A 13,099-nucleotide genomic window follows, 5' to 3' on the forward strand; every position below is an offset into this window, starting at 1 on the left:
TATGCGCGAATACAAGGAAAGAGAATAGAAAGACAAGGGGGAATGTGGCCTGGAATGCCAGGTTTCTTTCTCTTGAAAAGGGGTTGTGGATAACCCTGAAAACAGCGTCTGGGTGTGTTATGTAAAACGCCCCAGACAGTGACCGGCCTCGACACGGGCCCCGATCCGCGCAGGCCTGGGGGGCTGCTTCCCTCGCTGCCGCTTTTCGCCGCCGACAGTGACCGGCCGCGACACGGGCCCCGATCGGCACAGACCTGGGGGTGCTGTTTGCCTCGCTGCCGCTTTTCGCCGACGACAGTGATCAGCCGCGACACGAGAAACGATCCGCTCGGAACCAGGCGAGTACGGCCCAACTGATCGCCCCCTCCCCAATCCGGGGATGAACCCTGCATCCCCTGCGATGAGCACATGGCGGCGCCTCACCCCGAGACGCGGAGGAGTCCCGCTCGAGTGTGGCGGAAACCGCAGGCCTCGTAGAAGCCCTCAAGTTGCGGTTCGTAGTCGACGTGCAGCCACTCGATACCCAATACTCGGAGGTCGCTGATGAGCGCGGCGACAACACGACCACCAACCCCGCGACGCTGGTGACCAGAGGCAACGACCGTGTCCAGGAGGAAGGCATGCGCTCCCCCATCCCACACCGCGTGGACGAAGCCCACGAGTTCTCCCTCGTCGAAGGCCCCGACCCAGGAGCGGCTGTGACGCTCCAGCCGCTCAGACCAGGGAACCAGGAAAGGCTCGTGCCCGAAGGCGTCGGCGTGGAGGCGGGAGAGTTCCCCATCGTCGACGGGGCAGCGAACCTGGATCTGCATGGGGAGACGGTACTCGGGGTCTCGCTCCCCTGCGGAATGTCAACAGTCGCCCCCGAAACCGGGTCCCGTCTGGGGTGACCTAGCCTGGTTGCGGCCCGGGAGTCCCTCGGGACCCTCCCCGAACAGCGACAAGCCCGAGGAACCCCGTTGAGCATCACGACCCTGATCGCCCGAACCTTCCGTGTGGTGGCCGTCTTCGAGGCCTTCACCTGGGCCGGCCTCCTCGTCGGCATGTACTTCAAGTACCTCGGCAACGGCAGCGAACTGGGCGTTCAGATCTTCGGCCCGGTTCACGGCGGCGCGTTCATGGTCTACGTGGTGGTGGCCCTGGTCGCCGCCTACCGTCTGCACTGGGGCGTGTGGCCGACCCTGGTCGCGCTGGCCGCGTCCATCCCTCCCCTGGGCACGCTGCCCGCCGACTGGTGGCTGCACCGGACCGGGCGTCTGACCGACCCGGCAGAGCGCGCGGCGGACGGGACTCGGGGCACGGACGCCGAGGAGCCCGCGAAGGTCACCTGACCGGATCGCGGCGTGTCGGAACACGTCAGGAAACACCAGCAACAAAGGTCGCCCCTTACCCCAGCGTTCTCTTACTGAACAGAGGGGTAAGGGGTTTACATTTTGTCCGATATCGGACAGTAGAATCTCGTAAGTGACCCTTTGCGTACGGCGAGCCATCCATGTTCAGTTGTGAACTGGCAAGTAACCGGCTCCCATCAGAAGGGTCTCCCCCATGCCACAGCGAAACGGACCGGACCGGCGCACGGTCCTTCGAGGCGCGGCCGTCGCCTCCGGCGCGGCGTTGGCCGGAGGCGCGTTCGGCGTCTCCACCGCGTACGCCGACACGGCTTCGGCCGCCGAACCTCCGATGTACTTCCGCGCCGACTGGGGCGCCCGGCCCCCGTCGACCCCCATCCAGGTCCTGGCGACCCCGCCCAGCTTCGTGGTCGTGCACCACACCGCGACCCCCAACAGCGCCGATCACTCCGAGGCGCACGCGCTGGCACTGTCCCGTTCCATCCAGAACTTCCACATGGACAGCAACGGCTGGGCCGATGCGGGCCAGCAGTTCACCATCAGCCGTGGCGGTCACATCATGGAGGGCCGTGACCGCGCCGTCCCGGCCGTCCGCGAGGGCCAGCACTGCGTGGGCTCGCACGTGGCCAACAACAACAGCACGTGCGTGGGCATCGAGAACGAGGGCACCTACATGGACGAGGGCCCCACCCAGGCCCTCACGGACTCCCTGGTGTCCACCCTGGCCTGGCTGTGCGGCGCCTACGGGCTCAACCCGCAGGAGGCGATCCTCGGCCACCGGGACTTCAACGCGACGGCCTGCCCCGGTGACGTGCTGTACGCGATGCTGCCCGATCTGCGCAACGCGGTCACCGGCGTGATGGCGGCCCAGGGACTGGAGATCGGCACTCGCACGGTGCCCGCCCAGGACCGCCCCACCTACCCGCCCGTGCCCAGGGACGAGCCCCTGCGCGAGTTCGTCCACGGTCCCGGCCGAGGGGCCGACGACTTCACCCGCTGACCCATCCGTGAGGACGTCTCCCCGTTCGGCGTCACTCAGGATCCGGTCAGACAGTCAGTGGCGGCGCCCGACGGAGGTCGGGCGCCGCTCCCTTTTCCCCACCCGCCGCTGACGCTCGGTTTGCCAGACCTCCCGGATACGATCGCGGCGCTTCGTTCGAGGCCACCAGGAACACGACAGGGGGCGGGCATGACCGATCAGGCGGTTCCGGAGGAGTTCGCGTCGAGCGCGGGCGCGGTGCGCTGAGGCGCCGTCGGCTCGGGAGAGCCGGTGGTGCTGCTGCACGGGACGCCGTTCTCGTCGTACGTGTGGCGGGACGTGGCCGCGGCGTTGGCACCCGGCTACCGGGTGTACTTCTGGGACATGCCCGGGTACGGAATCTCCGAGATGCGGACGGGTCAGAGCGTGTCCCTGGCGACCCAGGGGCGGGTGTTCACCGAACTGCTGGCGCGTTCCCGGGCACTCGCCGCGCTGATCCCGGGCGTTGAGACCCACCCGATCGCGGACGCCGGTCACCTCGCCCAGTCGGACGCACCCGCGCAGCTGACCGCCGCACTGGTGGACTTCCTCCGGCGCTGATCACGGGGGCGGGACTCAGGGCTGGTCGGGGACCAGGAGGACCTTGCCGACCACGGTGCCCGACTCGGCCAGGGTCATGGCCGAAGCCACCTCGGACAGCGGCACGCGGGCAGCGACAGGCGGGTCGAGGACACCCTCGGCGTGCAGGTCGAGGACCGTGCCCAGGTCCCGGGCGAACCTGCGCCGGAAGTCCGCCCGCCTGCGGTGCCCGTTCCAGAGGTTGAAGAAGTGGGCGCCGCGCCCGTTGGGGAGCGTGTTCCACCGAAGGAGTCGGGCGAACAGCAGCAGCACGGGGAGCATCGCGTTGCCGACCACGTCCCTGGTGGAGGCCGTGCCGTAGGAGACCAGGGTGCCTCCGCGCGCGAGGAGCCCGAAGGAGTCGACCAGCCCGGGGCCGCCGACGTGGTCGAAGACCGCTTTCACCCCGTCCGGGGCCAGGGCCCGGACCCGCCCGGGGAGGTCGGGCTCACGGTAGTCGAGCGGGGTGGCTCCCAGTGAGCGGACGGCCTCGGCGTTGCGGGCCGAGGCGGTGCCGATGACGGTGGCTCCCGCGTGGCGGGCCAGTTGGACGAGGAGTGAGCCCACCCCGCCGTTGGCGCCGTGGACCAGCACCGTGTCGCCGGACCGGACACGGGCGAGCTGGTGGAGCATGCGGTAGGCCGTCACTCCGTTGACCACCAGGGCCTCCGCCGTGCCGGGGTCGGTCCCTTCGGGTACGGGAACGAGATCGGCGGCGGGCAGGAGGACGTGGCTGGCCCAGGCGCCCACCTTGGTGAGGGCGGCGTAGCGGCGACCCTTCATGGCGGGGTCCGCCCCGGGGCCGACCTCCGTGACGGTACCGACGAGGTCGTAGCCGGGCACGAACGGGAAGGACGGCTGGTCGAAGTACTTTCCCCGGCGCATCTGCTGTTCGGCGAAGGAGACGCCGGTGGCCTCCATCCGCAGTGTGACCTGGCCGGGCCCGGGCGGGTCGAGCCTGCGGTGGCGGACCACCAGCCCTTCGGGTGCCACGCGGCCGGGGAGCAGGACCTCCGTGGCGTCCACGGCGCCGCCGGTACTCGTACGGGGTTCGTTCCGGGTCATGATGAGCTCCTAAATATGTGAGTACTCACTCACTGATCTATCCACAGTGCACCTCGAAACCCCAGGAACCACCCACCTCCGGGCGACTCTGCCTGGGGATTCCGAGAAGCGGACCGTCGTATGTTTGTGAGTACACACTCACACTTGTTTTTTGTCAAGCCCTGACCCGCACCCCGATGATGGACACGTGTCCGGGCGGTGCGGCAGGGTGACCTGAGGCGGTACCCACCGGTACTGGCGGCCACGAGGTTCAGGGAGTGTCTTCATGTCCCAACAGGTCCAGGGTGTGATCTCGCGTGCGAAGGGCGCACCCGTGGAACTCACCACCATCGTCGTCCCCGATCCCGGCCCGGGAGAGGCCGTGGTCCGGGTCCAGGCCTGCGGGGTCTGCCACACGGACCTGCACTACCGGGAGGGCGGGATCAACGACGAGTACCCCTTCCTGCTCGGGCACGAGGCAGCGGGCGTGGTCGAGTCCGTGGGAGCCAACGTCACCCACGTCGGACCCGGCGACTACGTGGTCCTCAACTGGCGGGCGGTGTGCGGGGAGTGCCGTGCGTGTCGGCGGGGACGGCCCCAGTACTGCTTCGACACCCACAACGCCGACCAGAGGATGACCCTGGAGGACGGCACCGAACTCTCCCCCGCCCTGGGCATCGGTGCGTTCGCCGAGAAGACGCTGGTCGCCGCCGGCCAGTGCACCAAGGTCGACCCGTCCGCCTCACCCGCCGCGGCGGGGCTGCTCGGCTGCGGGATCATGGCCGGGATCGGCGCCGCCATCAACACCGGCGGGGTGGGGCGCGGTGACTCCGTGGCGGTGATCGGCTGCGGAGGCGTGGGCAGCGCGGCCGTGGCCGGGGCCCGTCTGGCCGGAGCCGGCCGGATCATCGCCGTGGATCTGGAGGAGCGCAAGTTGGAGTGGGCGCGCGGGTTCGGCGCCACACACACCGTGAACGCCCGGGAGAGCGACCCGGTGGAGGCGATCCGCGCGCTCACCGACGGTTTCGGCGCGGACGTGGTGATCGACGCGGTGGGTCTGCCCCAAACCTACGAGCAGGCCTTCTACGCCCGCGATCTGGCGGGCACCGTGGTGCTGGTGGGTGTGCCCACACCGGAGATGCGCCTGGAACTGCCGCTGTTGGACATGTTCGGCCGGGGCGGGGCCCTGAAGTCGAGCTGGTACGGGGACTGCCTGCCCTCCCGGGACTTCCCGATGCTCATCGACCTCTACACACAGGGCAGGCTGGACCTGGACGGTTTCGTCACCGAGGAGATCGGGCTCGGTGACGTCGAGGAGGCGTTCGCCCGCATGGAGCGCGGCGAAGTACTGCGATCGGTGGTGCGACTGTGAGTGACGCGCGAGTGGAACATCTGACCACGTCCGGGGTCTTCACCCTGGACGGCGGTTCCTGGGAGGTGGACAACAACGTCTGGCTGGTGGGTGACGACGAGGAGGTCGTGGTCGTGGACGCCCCGCACGACGCCGGTGCGATCCTGACGGCGGTGGGCGGGCGCCGGGTGGTGGCGGTGGTGTGCACGCACGGCCACAACGACCACGTGAACGCCGCGCCGGAGGTGGCCGACGCGACCGGGGCGCCGATCCTGCTGCACCCCGAGGACCGGGTGCTGTGGGACATGACCCACCCGGACCGCGCCCCGGACGCAGAGCTGGCCGACGGGCAGGTCATCGAGGTCGGGGGCACCGGGCTCACCGTGCTGCACACCCCGGGGCACGCCCCCGGGGCGGTGTGCCTGTACGCCCCGGAACTCGATGTGCTGTTCAGTGGCGACACCCTCTTCCAGGGCGGCCCGGGGGCGACCGGCCGGTCCTTCTCGGACTTCCCGACCATCGTGGACTCCATCCGCACCCGCCTGCTGTCGCTCCCCCAGGAGACGGCGGTCCACACCGGGCACGGTGATTCCACGACCATCGGCGCGGAGGCCCCGCACCTCCAGGAGTGGCTGGACCGGGGGCACTGAGACCGGCCGGTCAGGAGGCGGTGGCCCGTTCCGTGCACGCCTGCTCCGACGGAGCGATCTCGTCCACGCTGAGCACGGCGATGACGACGAAGCAGTAGTCCCGGCCCGGGTCGAGTCCGCTGACCTTCGCCTGTCCGGAGCCCGGCTCGGCGTCGGCGAGGTTGCCGGGGGTCTCCCCTGCGGGGCCTCCGATCACCTGGTGCGCGGCGGCGGGGTCGGTGTTGTCCGTCCAGGTCACCGTCACGGTGTGCCCGGTGTCCTCCAGGACGACGTCACTGGGGGCGGAGTCCTCGACCAGTCCGGCGGGAGGCGCCGGAGGGTCGGGGGACTCCGCGTTCCCGGTCTCCCCTCCGGACTGCGGCTGCTGCTCCTCGGGAGTCGCGGCGGCTTCCGGTCGGAGCTGCTGGATGAGGTCGCCGCCCGCGCCGGGGCGCAGGACCGCCACCGCGCCGAGGGTGATGGCGACGAAGGCGATGGCCACGACGGTGACACCGATGAACAGCGGCCGCCGTGTGGTCGGCCCCTGGGGACGGGCCGCGGCTTCGGAGGGCTTGGGCGGTTCGGGTGGGGCCGGTGGTTGGGCCGGACCCCACTGCGAACCGGGGGGCGCCTGATCCGGCCCCGCCGCTCCGGGGCCCGAATCAGCGGCCTGTGGTTCGGAAGCGGCGCTCCCGGCCCAGCCGGGAAGGGCTGCCCACGCGATTTCGGGGTGGTCCGCCAGGAGGCTCGCGGCCGAGGCCGGTGTTGCACCTCCATCACCGGTGTCCGGCCTTGAGGCGGAGGTCTCGTCACCGCCCGGTTCGGCCTGCGGCTCCGGGGCCGTTGGAACACCGACCCCGGTGTCCTCCGGGGCACCGGACTCAGGGCTGGACAGCGGTTTCGTGAGGCCTTCCCCAGGGCCGGGCGCAGCGCCAGGCACGCCCCAGATGCTAGAGGGGTCGACAGCTCCGGTCCCGGTCTGTGACAGCGCACCAGCCGCACCGGGATCAACCCCGGAACCCGTCGCTGTGTCCGGGTCAGCCCCGGCCCCTGGGGCCTCCGGCTGAGGGGTACTGGTTCGCAGTCCGTCCTGCTGACCCTGGAGCCCCTTCTCCGTGCGGGGTGCGGCACCCGGCACACCCCAGGCGTTCGCGGACTCGGCGACCTGGGCCTGCGGACGTGCACCAGTCGCACCGGAATCGAAGGCCCCGGATCCAGCAGGCAGCCCTCTGGGAACACGTGTCCCAGGTTCCTCGGCCTCAGGGCTGTCACGGGACCCCGCACTCCCCTGACCAAGGACGGGGGAACTCCAGGCGTTCGCCGAGTCGACGGCCCCGGTTCTGGTCTGCGGCTGCGAGGCAGGAACAGGGTTCACAGATCCAGCGACCGACCCACCCGCAATTCCACCCCCGGGCGCCGCACCGGGCACCCCCCAGGCGTTCGCGGACTCGGCGGCGACAGCTCCGGGATCGGCGACTCCGGCGGGAGCGTCCCCGGCGAGGTCCCGGGCAAGCTCGGTGGCGTCCTGACGACGGCCGGGCTCCCTGGACAGCGCTCGATCCAGGACCGCGCGCAGTCGGACGGGCAGGTCGGCGCGCGGCAGCCGTGGTGGGTCCTCGGCGAGGGCCCGCTCCCGGTAGGTGAACGGATCTCCGACCGCGCCCGCCCCCTGCGCGAAGGGCGGGTACCCAGCGAGGAGGGTCCAGAGCACCGCCGCGAGCCGGTAGATGTCGGAGGCGGGGGTCAGCGGGTACTGGCCGCTGAGCGCCTCCGGGGAGGCGTAGGCGACCGCCACGGGGTCCAGGCCCACCGGTTCGGGCCGCTCCTCGGTGGTGAGCACACCGCCGACGTCAGCAAGGACGGCGCCCTCCGGTGCCCCCAGGATGTTTCCGGGCTGGACCCGGTGGTGGAGCAGACCACGCGCGTGCAGAGCGGCGAGTGCCCCGGCCACGGAGCGGCCCACGGCCAGGACCTCCCCGACCGGCAGCGGTCCCCGGCTCTTCAGCGCGGTCGCGTAGTCCCCCGGGTGCAGGTTCATGGCGACGAAGGCGCGGCCGGACGAGGTGCGGCCTCCGCCGACGACGCCGACCAGGCCCGGGATACCGGACAGCTCGACCAGTCGGTCCACTTCCCTGGCGCCTGACCCGTCGCGCATGACCTTGAGCGCGACCGGGGCGTCGTCCCCGTCACGCCGGGCCCGGTAGACGGTCGAGGCCGCTCCCCGGTGCAGGACCTCCGGGGAGTGGAACCCCGGGGCCAGTCTGTCGTGTTGTTCCTCGCCGCTCATCGGCGTCCTCTCCGTCGGCGGCTCGGACCGTCCCGCCAGAACAGGGGGCGGGGGTCGAACCACCAGGTCAGTCTCCTGAACCGGGGGCGTGCCCTGCGCACCGCGCGTTGGTGGTCGCGTACCGCGCGGGCGGCTTCCTCGGCCGCCGGGGCGTCGACGCCGACCCCGCCGCCGAAGCCCGTGCTGTTGACGGCCCGGGCCAGGTGGTCGAGCCCGCTCGAAGGAGCCGTGTCGGGCACGAGTGCGCGGGCGGCCGTCACGGTCTCGGTGACCGTGGCCCCCGTGTCGAGATCGGCCGCGCCCATCCTGAGGGCCTCGCGCAGTTCGCGCCAGGCTCCCAGGACACGGTCCGTGGGGGTGCCCGCGCTCAGGCGTCGTGCCCTGCGAGCGAGGCGCAGGACGGGGATCAGCAGGACCAGGGTGAGCGCTCCCCCGGAGGCTGCCACCGCCCAGAGGCCCTCGGTCGTGTCCTGGCGGTCGGGAGCGGCCTGCCCGTCGCTTTCGGTCTCGGATCCGGAGTCGAGTTCACCGGCCTCGGGCTCGTCGGGGGCCTGCGCACTCTCGGGGGTTTCGTCGGCGCCGCCCTCGTCGCGCCCTCCGGGAGTGACGTTGTAGGGCACCCATCCCAGACCGTCGAAGTACACCTCGCCCCAGGCGTGCGCGTCGCCGGTGCGCACCTCGTACTCGCCCTCGTCCCGTTCGGTCCCGGGCGCGAACCCGACCGCCACCCGGCTGGGGAGTCCGGCCGCGCGCGTCAGCAGGGCGAAGGCGCTCGCGAACTGCTCGGAGGTACCGGAACCGCCCTGACCCCCGGGGGCGGCAAGGAGAGCGTCGATGTGCGCGTAGCCGTGGCCGCCGGGGGTCTCGGGGTCGAACGTGTGGGAGTCGCGCAGGTACTCGGCGATGGCCCGCGCGCGGTGGTGGTAGTCGCCCTCGGCGGCGATCGCGGACACGACCTCGTCGAGGATGGGCGGGGCGCCGGGCGGCAGCTCCCGGTACAGCTCGTACACGTCCCCCACCGGTGGGGACGACCGGGACAGGTCGACGCCGGACCAGTCGGCGACCGTGCCGACCACCTCGTAGTCGCGCCCGGCCACGGTGCCGTCCCGGGTGACGACGGTGCCGGTGAGGGCGTCGTAGCCAAGGGAGTCGAGTCCCACCCGGCGGGGTGCGCCCACCACCGGAGCCCAGCTGCCGGGAAGGTCCTCGCCCACGCTGATCCGCGCGGTGACGTCCCCGTCGGCCCCGGGAGGCGGTGGCACCGGTGCGGGCAGGACCTGGTCCGCGCTGCGGTAGCCGCTCTCGGGGAGCCAGGTGGTGCCGGTGAAGTCGGAGAGGGCGACCCAGCGCAGATCCACGGGCTGGTCGGACTCGACGGTGAGCAGGTGCTCGTCGGGTTCGGCTGCCCACCCGGGCAGGTAGCTGAGCGGGTTGAGGGCCTCCTGCGGGTCCATCGGAGGGGTCAGCACCGCGCGGGGGTCGCCTGGTTCGGCGGACCAGCCCGCGAGCAGTGCCGGTCCGCCGAGCACCGCCATGGTCGCGGTGAGCACGCAGATGAGCCCCGTGATGACGCCGTCACGGACGGGGGAGGGCCCCGCGGGGCGTTGGTCCACCTGGATGCCCAGGGAGGGAGATCCCACGCCGCTGTGGGTCCTCGAGGCCGGACGCGCGGACATGATGAGGACGGCGGCCACGCCGAGCAGACCGATCGCGGTGAACCCGGGGGGTGCGGCCGGGCCGTTGAGGACGACCGCGCCCACGAGCAGAACGAGCCCCGGGAGCAGGGCCAGCGCCCGGCGTTCGGCACGCCAGGCCAGAGCCGTGGCGGTGCCGGTGAGCCAGGTCGCCAGAAGTGGCAGGGCCAGGGTGTCGACGGTGAGCGGTGTCGGCGCCGTGCTGGTGAGAATGCGCGCTCCGGAATGGAGGAGGGCCTCGCCCGCGCCGCGCAGGACACCGTCCCCCTCGCCCGGCACCCACGCGGCGGCGGCCACAACGCTGGCGAGCGGAAGGGGAACACCGGTCAGGACCGTGCGGAGAGCGCTGTGGCGGGAGCGCAGGACCAGCGCCACCACGACGGATACCACGGAGCAGGCCGCGAGCACGGCCAGGAGGGTCACGGCAGAGCCATAGGAGGCCGAGACCACCACCCCGCCGGCGACGGTGGACAGGACCAGGCCCACGCAGGCCAGGAGCGTGCTCGGGGATGCCCGGTAGGGACGCCCGGACACGGGCGGCGCGGCCCGTTCGGGGGCGGGAGCCGTCATCGTGCCCACGGCGCCTCGTTCCAACGGTCCGCGAACGACCCGGCGTCGCCCGCGGCGATGAGCGTGACGGAGTCGGGTGAGGTCGGCGGTTCCTGCTGGCCGACGACCACGGCGATGAGGCCGGAGTAGCGGTCGGCGAGCTGACCGAACAGGCGCAGGTCGGTGGCGTCCAGTCCTGCGCTGACCAGGATGGCCGTGTCCCCCTGGCTCTGGGTGCGGGCCAGGTGGAGGGCGTCGGCCAGGTCCGGTCCACGGGTGGGCGCGGCCTCGGCGAGCAGGTCGAGCAGGGAGGGCAGGCCGCCGCCGCTGTCCCGACCGCGTCCGCTGACGAGCCGCAGTTCGCAGTGGAGCGAGGCCCGGACTCCGGTGGCGAGCAGGGAGGCGGCGGCCCCGGCGACCTCGTCCAGTCGGGCGGCGTCCTCGGGGGCGGCTCGGTCGTCGACGATCACACACACCCGGGTCTGGGAGGTGTCCACGTACTCGCGCACCACCAGGCGGTCCAGGCGTGCGGAGCTGCGCCAGTGGACGTGGCGCAGGTCGTCGCCGGGGGCGTAGTCACGCAGGGTGTGGAAGGTGAGCGTTCCGGCCCGGGCCCCGTCGACCTCTCCGTCCGGGTCGGCGACGTTGCCCACGGGGATGGCCCGCAGGTACTGCCAGGTCGGGTGGACCCACACGTGGTCGGTGGTGCCGTGGTCGCGGGTGCTCCTGGCCAGGCCCAGGGGGTCGGAGCGGCCCGCACGCAGGGGGCCGAGTTCGATGAGTCCGCGCCGCCGGGGTTGGAGCCAGTAGTCCGATCCCCCGGTGCCGCCCCCGGGCAGCGGGGTCAGGGGCACGTCGTGTTCACCGTCGGGGCCCACCACCCGCTCACTGATCCGCAGGCCGCGGCGCCCGGTGTTGCGGGCACTCATGTGGACCCGCACGGAGCGCCCGGGGGTGGTGCGGGTGCCGCCGGGCAGGGAGCGGGTCATGGTCACGGCCGCCGGGCGGCCCACGAACAGGGCGGCCACGGCCACGGCGAGGACCGCCAGGGCTCCGAGCAGGACGAGTTCCTGGTACTGGGACAGGGTGCCCGCGGTGAGGAGCAGCGCTCCCGTGACGGCCACCAGCCATCCCCTCGTGGTCGGCATCAGCGGTTCGCCGTCGCCCCCGGGTGTCCCGGCTGGGGGGCCGGGGTGGACGACAGAATCTCGGCGAGCACGTCGACCCCGGTGCGGCCGCCCACGGAGGCTTCTGGAGAGAGCACCAGGCGGTGCGCCCACACCGGCTGCGCGAGGGTCTTGACGTCCTCGGGGGTGGCGTAGGGGCGGCCGGAGACCAGGGCGAGCGTGCGGGCCGTGTGGGCCATGGCGACGGTCGCCCGGGTGGACAGGCCCACGCTGAGCGCCGGGTGGTCGCGGGTGGAGCGGGCCACGCGCAGCACGTACTCGTAGACGGCGTCGTCGACGTACACGCGGCGGGCCGCCTGCCGGACCTGTTCCATGCGCGCCGCGTCCGTGGACGAGGGCAGGGCGTCCGGGGAGACGAGGCGGTCCCCCCGGATGATGGCCAGTTCGGCGGCCGGGTCCGCGTAGCCCACGGTCAGGCGCATCAGGAACCGGTCCAGCTGGGCCTCGGGGAGCCGGTAGGTGCCCGACATCTCCACGGGGTTCTGGGTGGCCACCACCAGGAAGGGCGCCGGGACCGTGTGGCGGACCCCGTCGACCGTGACCGCGCCCTCCTCCATGACCTCCAGTAGCGCGGACTGCGTCTTGGGCGAGGCCCGGTTGATCTCGTCGGCGATGACGACGTTGGCGAAGACCGGTCCCGGGTGGAACTCGAACTCGCGGGTGGCCTGGTTGAAGACGGTCACGCCGGTCACGTCGGAGGGCAGCAGGTCGGGGGTGAACTGCACCCGCCGCCAGATCCCGTCGACGCTGGAGGCGATGGCGCGGGCCAGGGTCGTCTTGCCGGTGCCCGGGACGTCCTCCAGCAGGAGGTGTCCCTGGGAGAGGAGGGCGACGAGGGCGAGCCGCACCACCTCGGTCTTGCCCAGGAGCGCCGACTCGACGTTGGAGGCCATGGCGTCGAAGGCGTCCGCATGGACCGCCGCCTCGTCCGTCGAGAGCGGCGCTGCGGGAGCGTGCAGGGTCACGGGGGTGTCCTTCGGGGTACGGAAGACGGGTCAGGGAGTCTGGTCCGGGCCCGCGGGGTCGCGCTCCTGGGGGACGAGCGGGGTGTTCGGGTCCTGTGTCTGGGTCTGATGCCCGCGCTGCTCGTTGAGTTCGCGCTGGGCCTGGAAGGCTCCCGCGACCACGATGCCCGCGGCGAGCACCGCGGCGGCGATCAGACCGACGACGACCGAGGGCCACACGTGGTGGCGCTGGCGCCAGTAGCGGCTGGAACCGTACAGCAGGGCGGCACGCAGCTGCCGACGGCGGAGGGCGTCGGCCTGGAGGACGTAGCGCTCGGTGTGGGGTGTGGTCTGGAACGCTTCGGGGAGCGGGGTGGGGGCGGGCGGCTCGGGGCTCCCCGGGCCCGGGGCGGGGGGCCACTGCTGTGGCGGGGGCCCCCCCCCCCCCCCGGGGCCCGAGGGGGGGGC

At 72.2% G+C, this 13,099-nt stretch carries 11 protein-coding genes and 1 pseudogene; 5 read left to right on the forward strand and 7 right to left on the reverse strand.

The features are described from left to right. Window positions 1–419 precede the first annotated feature (419 nt). Window positions 420–812 carry a GNAT family N-acetyltransferase gene (locus BDW27_RS20125; protein WP_110051018.1) on the reverse strand — a complete coding sequence of 131 codons (393 nt, stop codon included), beginning with the start codon at window positions 810–812 and terminating at the stop codon, window positions 420–422. 147 nt (window positions 813–959) lie between these two features. Between BDW27_RS20125 and BDW27_RS20130 the strand changes: the two genes are divergently transcribed. The 3 genes and pseudogenes from BDW27_RS20130 to BDW27_RS28175 form a co-directional block, all read left to right on the forward strand. After that, window positions 960–1,331 carry a DUF3817 domain-containing protein gene (locus tag BDW27_RS20130; protein ID WP_110051020.1) on the forward strand — a complete coding sequence of 124 codons (372 nt, stop codon included), beginning with the start codon at window positions 960–962 and terminating at the stop codon, window positions 1,329–1,331. A gap of 214 nt (window positions 1,332–1,545) precedes the next feature. Then, complete coding sequence (locus BDW27_RS20135; RefSeq protein ID WP_110051022.1) at window positions 1,546–2,349, forward strand: peptidoglycan recognition family protein; 804 nt, start codon at window positions 1,546–1,548, stop codon at window positions 2,347–2,349. Between the two features lie 189 nt (window positions 2,350–2,538). Continuing rightward, window positions 2,539–2,796 (forward strand): annotated as a pseudogene (locus BDW27_RS28175) (alpha/beta fold hydrolase); the annotation flags it as partial. Window positions 2,797–2,943: 147 nt separating this feature from the next. Here the strand turns inward: BDW27_RS28175 and BDW27_RS20145 are convergent. Further along, window positions 2,944–4,011, reverse strand: a complete 1,068-nt coding sequence (locus tag BDW27_RS20145; protein WP_110051024.1) for a medium chain dehydrogenase/reductase family protein — start codon at window positions 4,009–4,011, stop codon at window positions 2,944–2,946. Between the two features lie 265 nt (window positions 4,012–4,276). On the opposite strand from BDW27_RS20145, the gene BDW27_RS20150 reads away from it, so the two are divergent. Both BDW27_RS20150 and BDW27_RS20155 read left to right on the forward strand, forming a co-directional pair. Next, window positions 4,277–5,362: an S-(hydroxymethyl)mycothiol dehydrogenase gene (locus BDW27_RS20150; RefSeq protein WP_110051026.1), complete on the forward strand. Its 1,086-nt coding sequence runs from the start codon at window positions 4,277–4,279 to the stop codon at window positions 5,360–5,362. Continuing rightward, window positions 5,359–5,991 (forward strand): MBL fold metallo-hydrolase, encoded by a 633-nt coding sequence (locus tag BDW27_RS20155; protein WP_110051028.1) that lies wholly within the window; start codon window positions 5,359–5,361, stop codon window positions 5,989–5,991. The genes BDW27_RS20150 and BDW27_RS20155 overlap by 4 nt, the downstream gene beginning before the upstream one ends. A gap of 10 nt (window positions 5,992–6,001) precedes the next feature. Here BDW27_RS20155 and BDW27_RS20160 read toward each other — a convergent pair whose 3' ends face one another. The 5 genes from BDW27_RS20160 to BDW27_RS20180 all read right to left on the reverse strand — a co-directional run. Then, the gene (locus BDW27_RS20160) at window positions 6,002–8,257 is read right to left on the reverse strand and encodes a protein kinase (RefSeq protein WP_110051029.1); all 2,256 of its coding nucleotides are present in this window, start codon (window positions 8,255–8,257) and stop codon (window positions 6,002–6,004) included. Then, window positions 8,254–10,521, reverse strand: a complete 2,268-nt coding sequence (locus tag BDW27_RS20165) for a transglutaminaseTgpA domain-containing protein (RefSeq protein WP_233515863.1) — start codon at window positions 10,519–10,521, stop codon at window positions 8,254–8,256. The genes BDW27_RS20160 and BDW27_RS20165 overlap by 4 nt, the downstream gene beginning before the upstream one ends. Further along, complete coding sequence (locus tag BDW27_RS20170; RefSeq protein ID WP_110051033.1) at window positions 10,518–11,648, reverse strand: DUF58 domain-containing protein; 1,131 nt, start codon at window positions 11,646–11,648, stop codon at window positions 10,518–10,520. The genes BDW27_RS20165 and BDW27_RS20170 overlap by 4 nt, the downstream gene beginning before the upstream one ends. Continuing rightward, window positions 11,648–12,652 (reverse strand): MoxR family ATPase, encoded by a 1,005-nt coding sequence (locus BDW27_RS20175; RefSeq protein ID WP_199560716.1) that lies wholly within the window; start codon window positions 12,650–12,652, stop codon window positions 11,648–11,650. Before BDW27_RS20175 ends, BDW27_RS20170 begins: the two co-directional genes overlap by 1 nt. A 30-nt stretch (window positions 12,653–12,682) precedes the next feature. Further along, a partial coding sequence (locus BDW27_RS20180; RefSeq protein ID WP_233515847.1) for an ABC transporter permease occupies window positions 12,683–13,099 on the reverse strand: 417 nt, incomplete at its 5' end.

The organism is Nocardiopsis sp. L17-MgMaSL7 (assembly GCF_003182025.1).
Taxonomy (GTDB): domain Bacteria; phylum Actinomycetota; class Actinomycetes; order Streptosporangiales; family Streptosporangiaceae; genus Nocardiopsis; species Nocardiopsis prasina.

What these genes read in the sequence shown, in the direction of transcription:
- BDW27_RS20160 (WP_110051029.1), bottom strand. Translation starts at nt 8,257, where the DNA reads ATGAGCGGCGAGGAACAACACGACAGACTGGCCCCGGGGTTCCACTCC.
- BDW27_RS20165 (WP_233515863.1), bottom strand. Translation starts at nt 10,521, where the DNA reads ATGACGGCTCCCGCCCCCGAACGGGCCGCGCCGCCCGTGTCCGGGCGT.
- BDW27_RS20150 (WP_110051026.1), top strand. Translation starts at nt 4,277, where the DNA reads ATGTCCCAACAGGTCCAGGGTGTGATCTCGCGTGCGAAGGGCGCACCC.
- BDW27_RS20135 (WP_110051022.1), top strand. Translation starts at nt 1,546, where the DNA reads ATGCCACAGCGAAACGGACCGGACCGGCGCACGGTCCTTCGAGGCGCG.
- BDW27_RS20125 (WP_110051018.1), bottom strand. Translation starts at nt 812, where the DNA reads ATGCAGATCCAGGTTCGCTGCCCCGTCGACGATGGGGAACTCTCCCGC.
- BDW27_RS20170 (WP_110051033.1), bottom strand. Translation starts at nt 11,648, where the DNA reads ATGCCGACCACGAGGGGATGGCTGGTGGCCGTCACGGGAGCGCTGCTC.
- BDW27_RS20145 (WP_110051024.1), bottom strand. Translation starts at nt 4,011, where the DNA reads ATGACCCGGAACGAACCCCGTACGAGTACCGGCGGCGCCGTGGACGCC.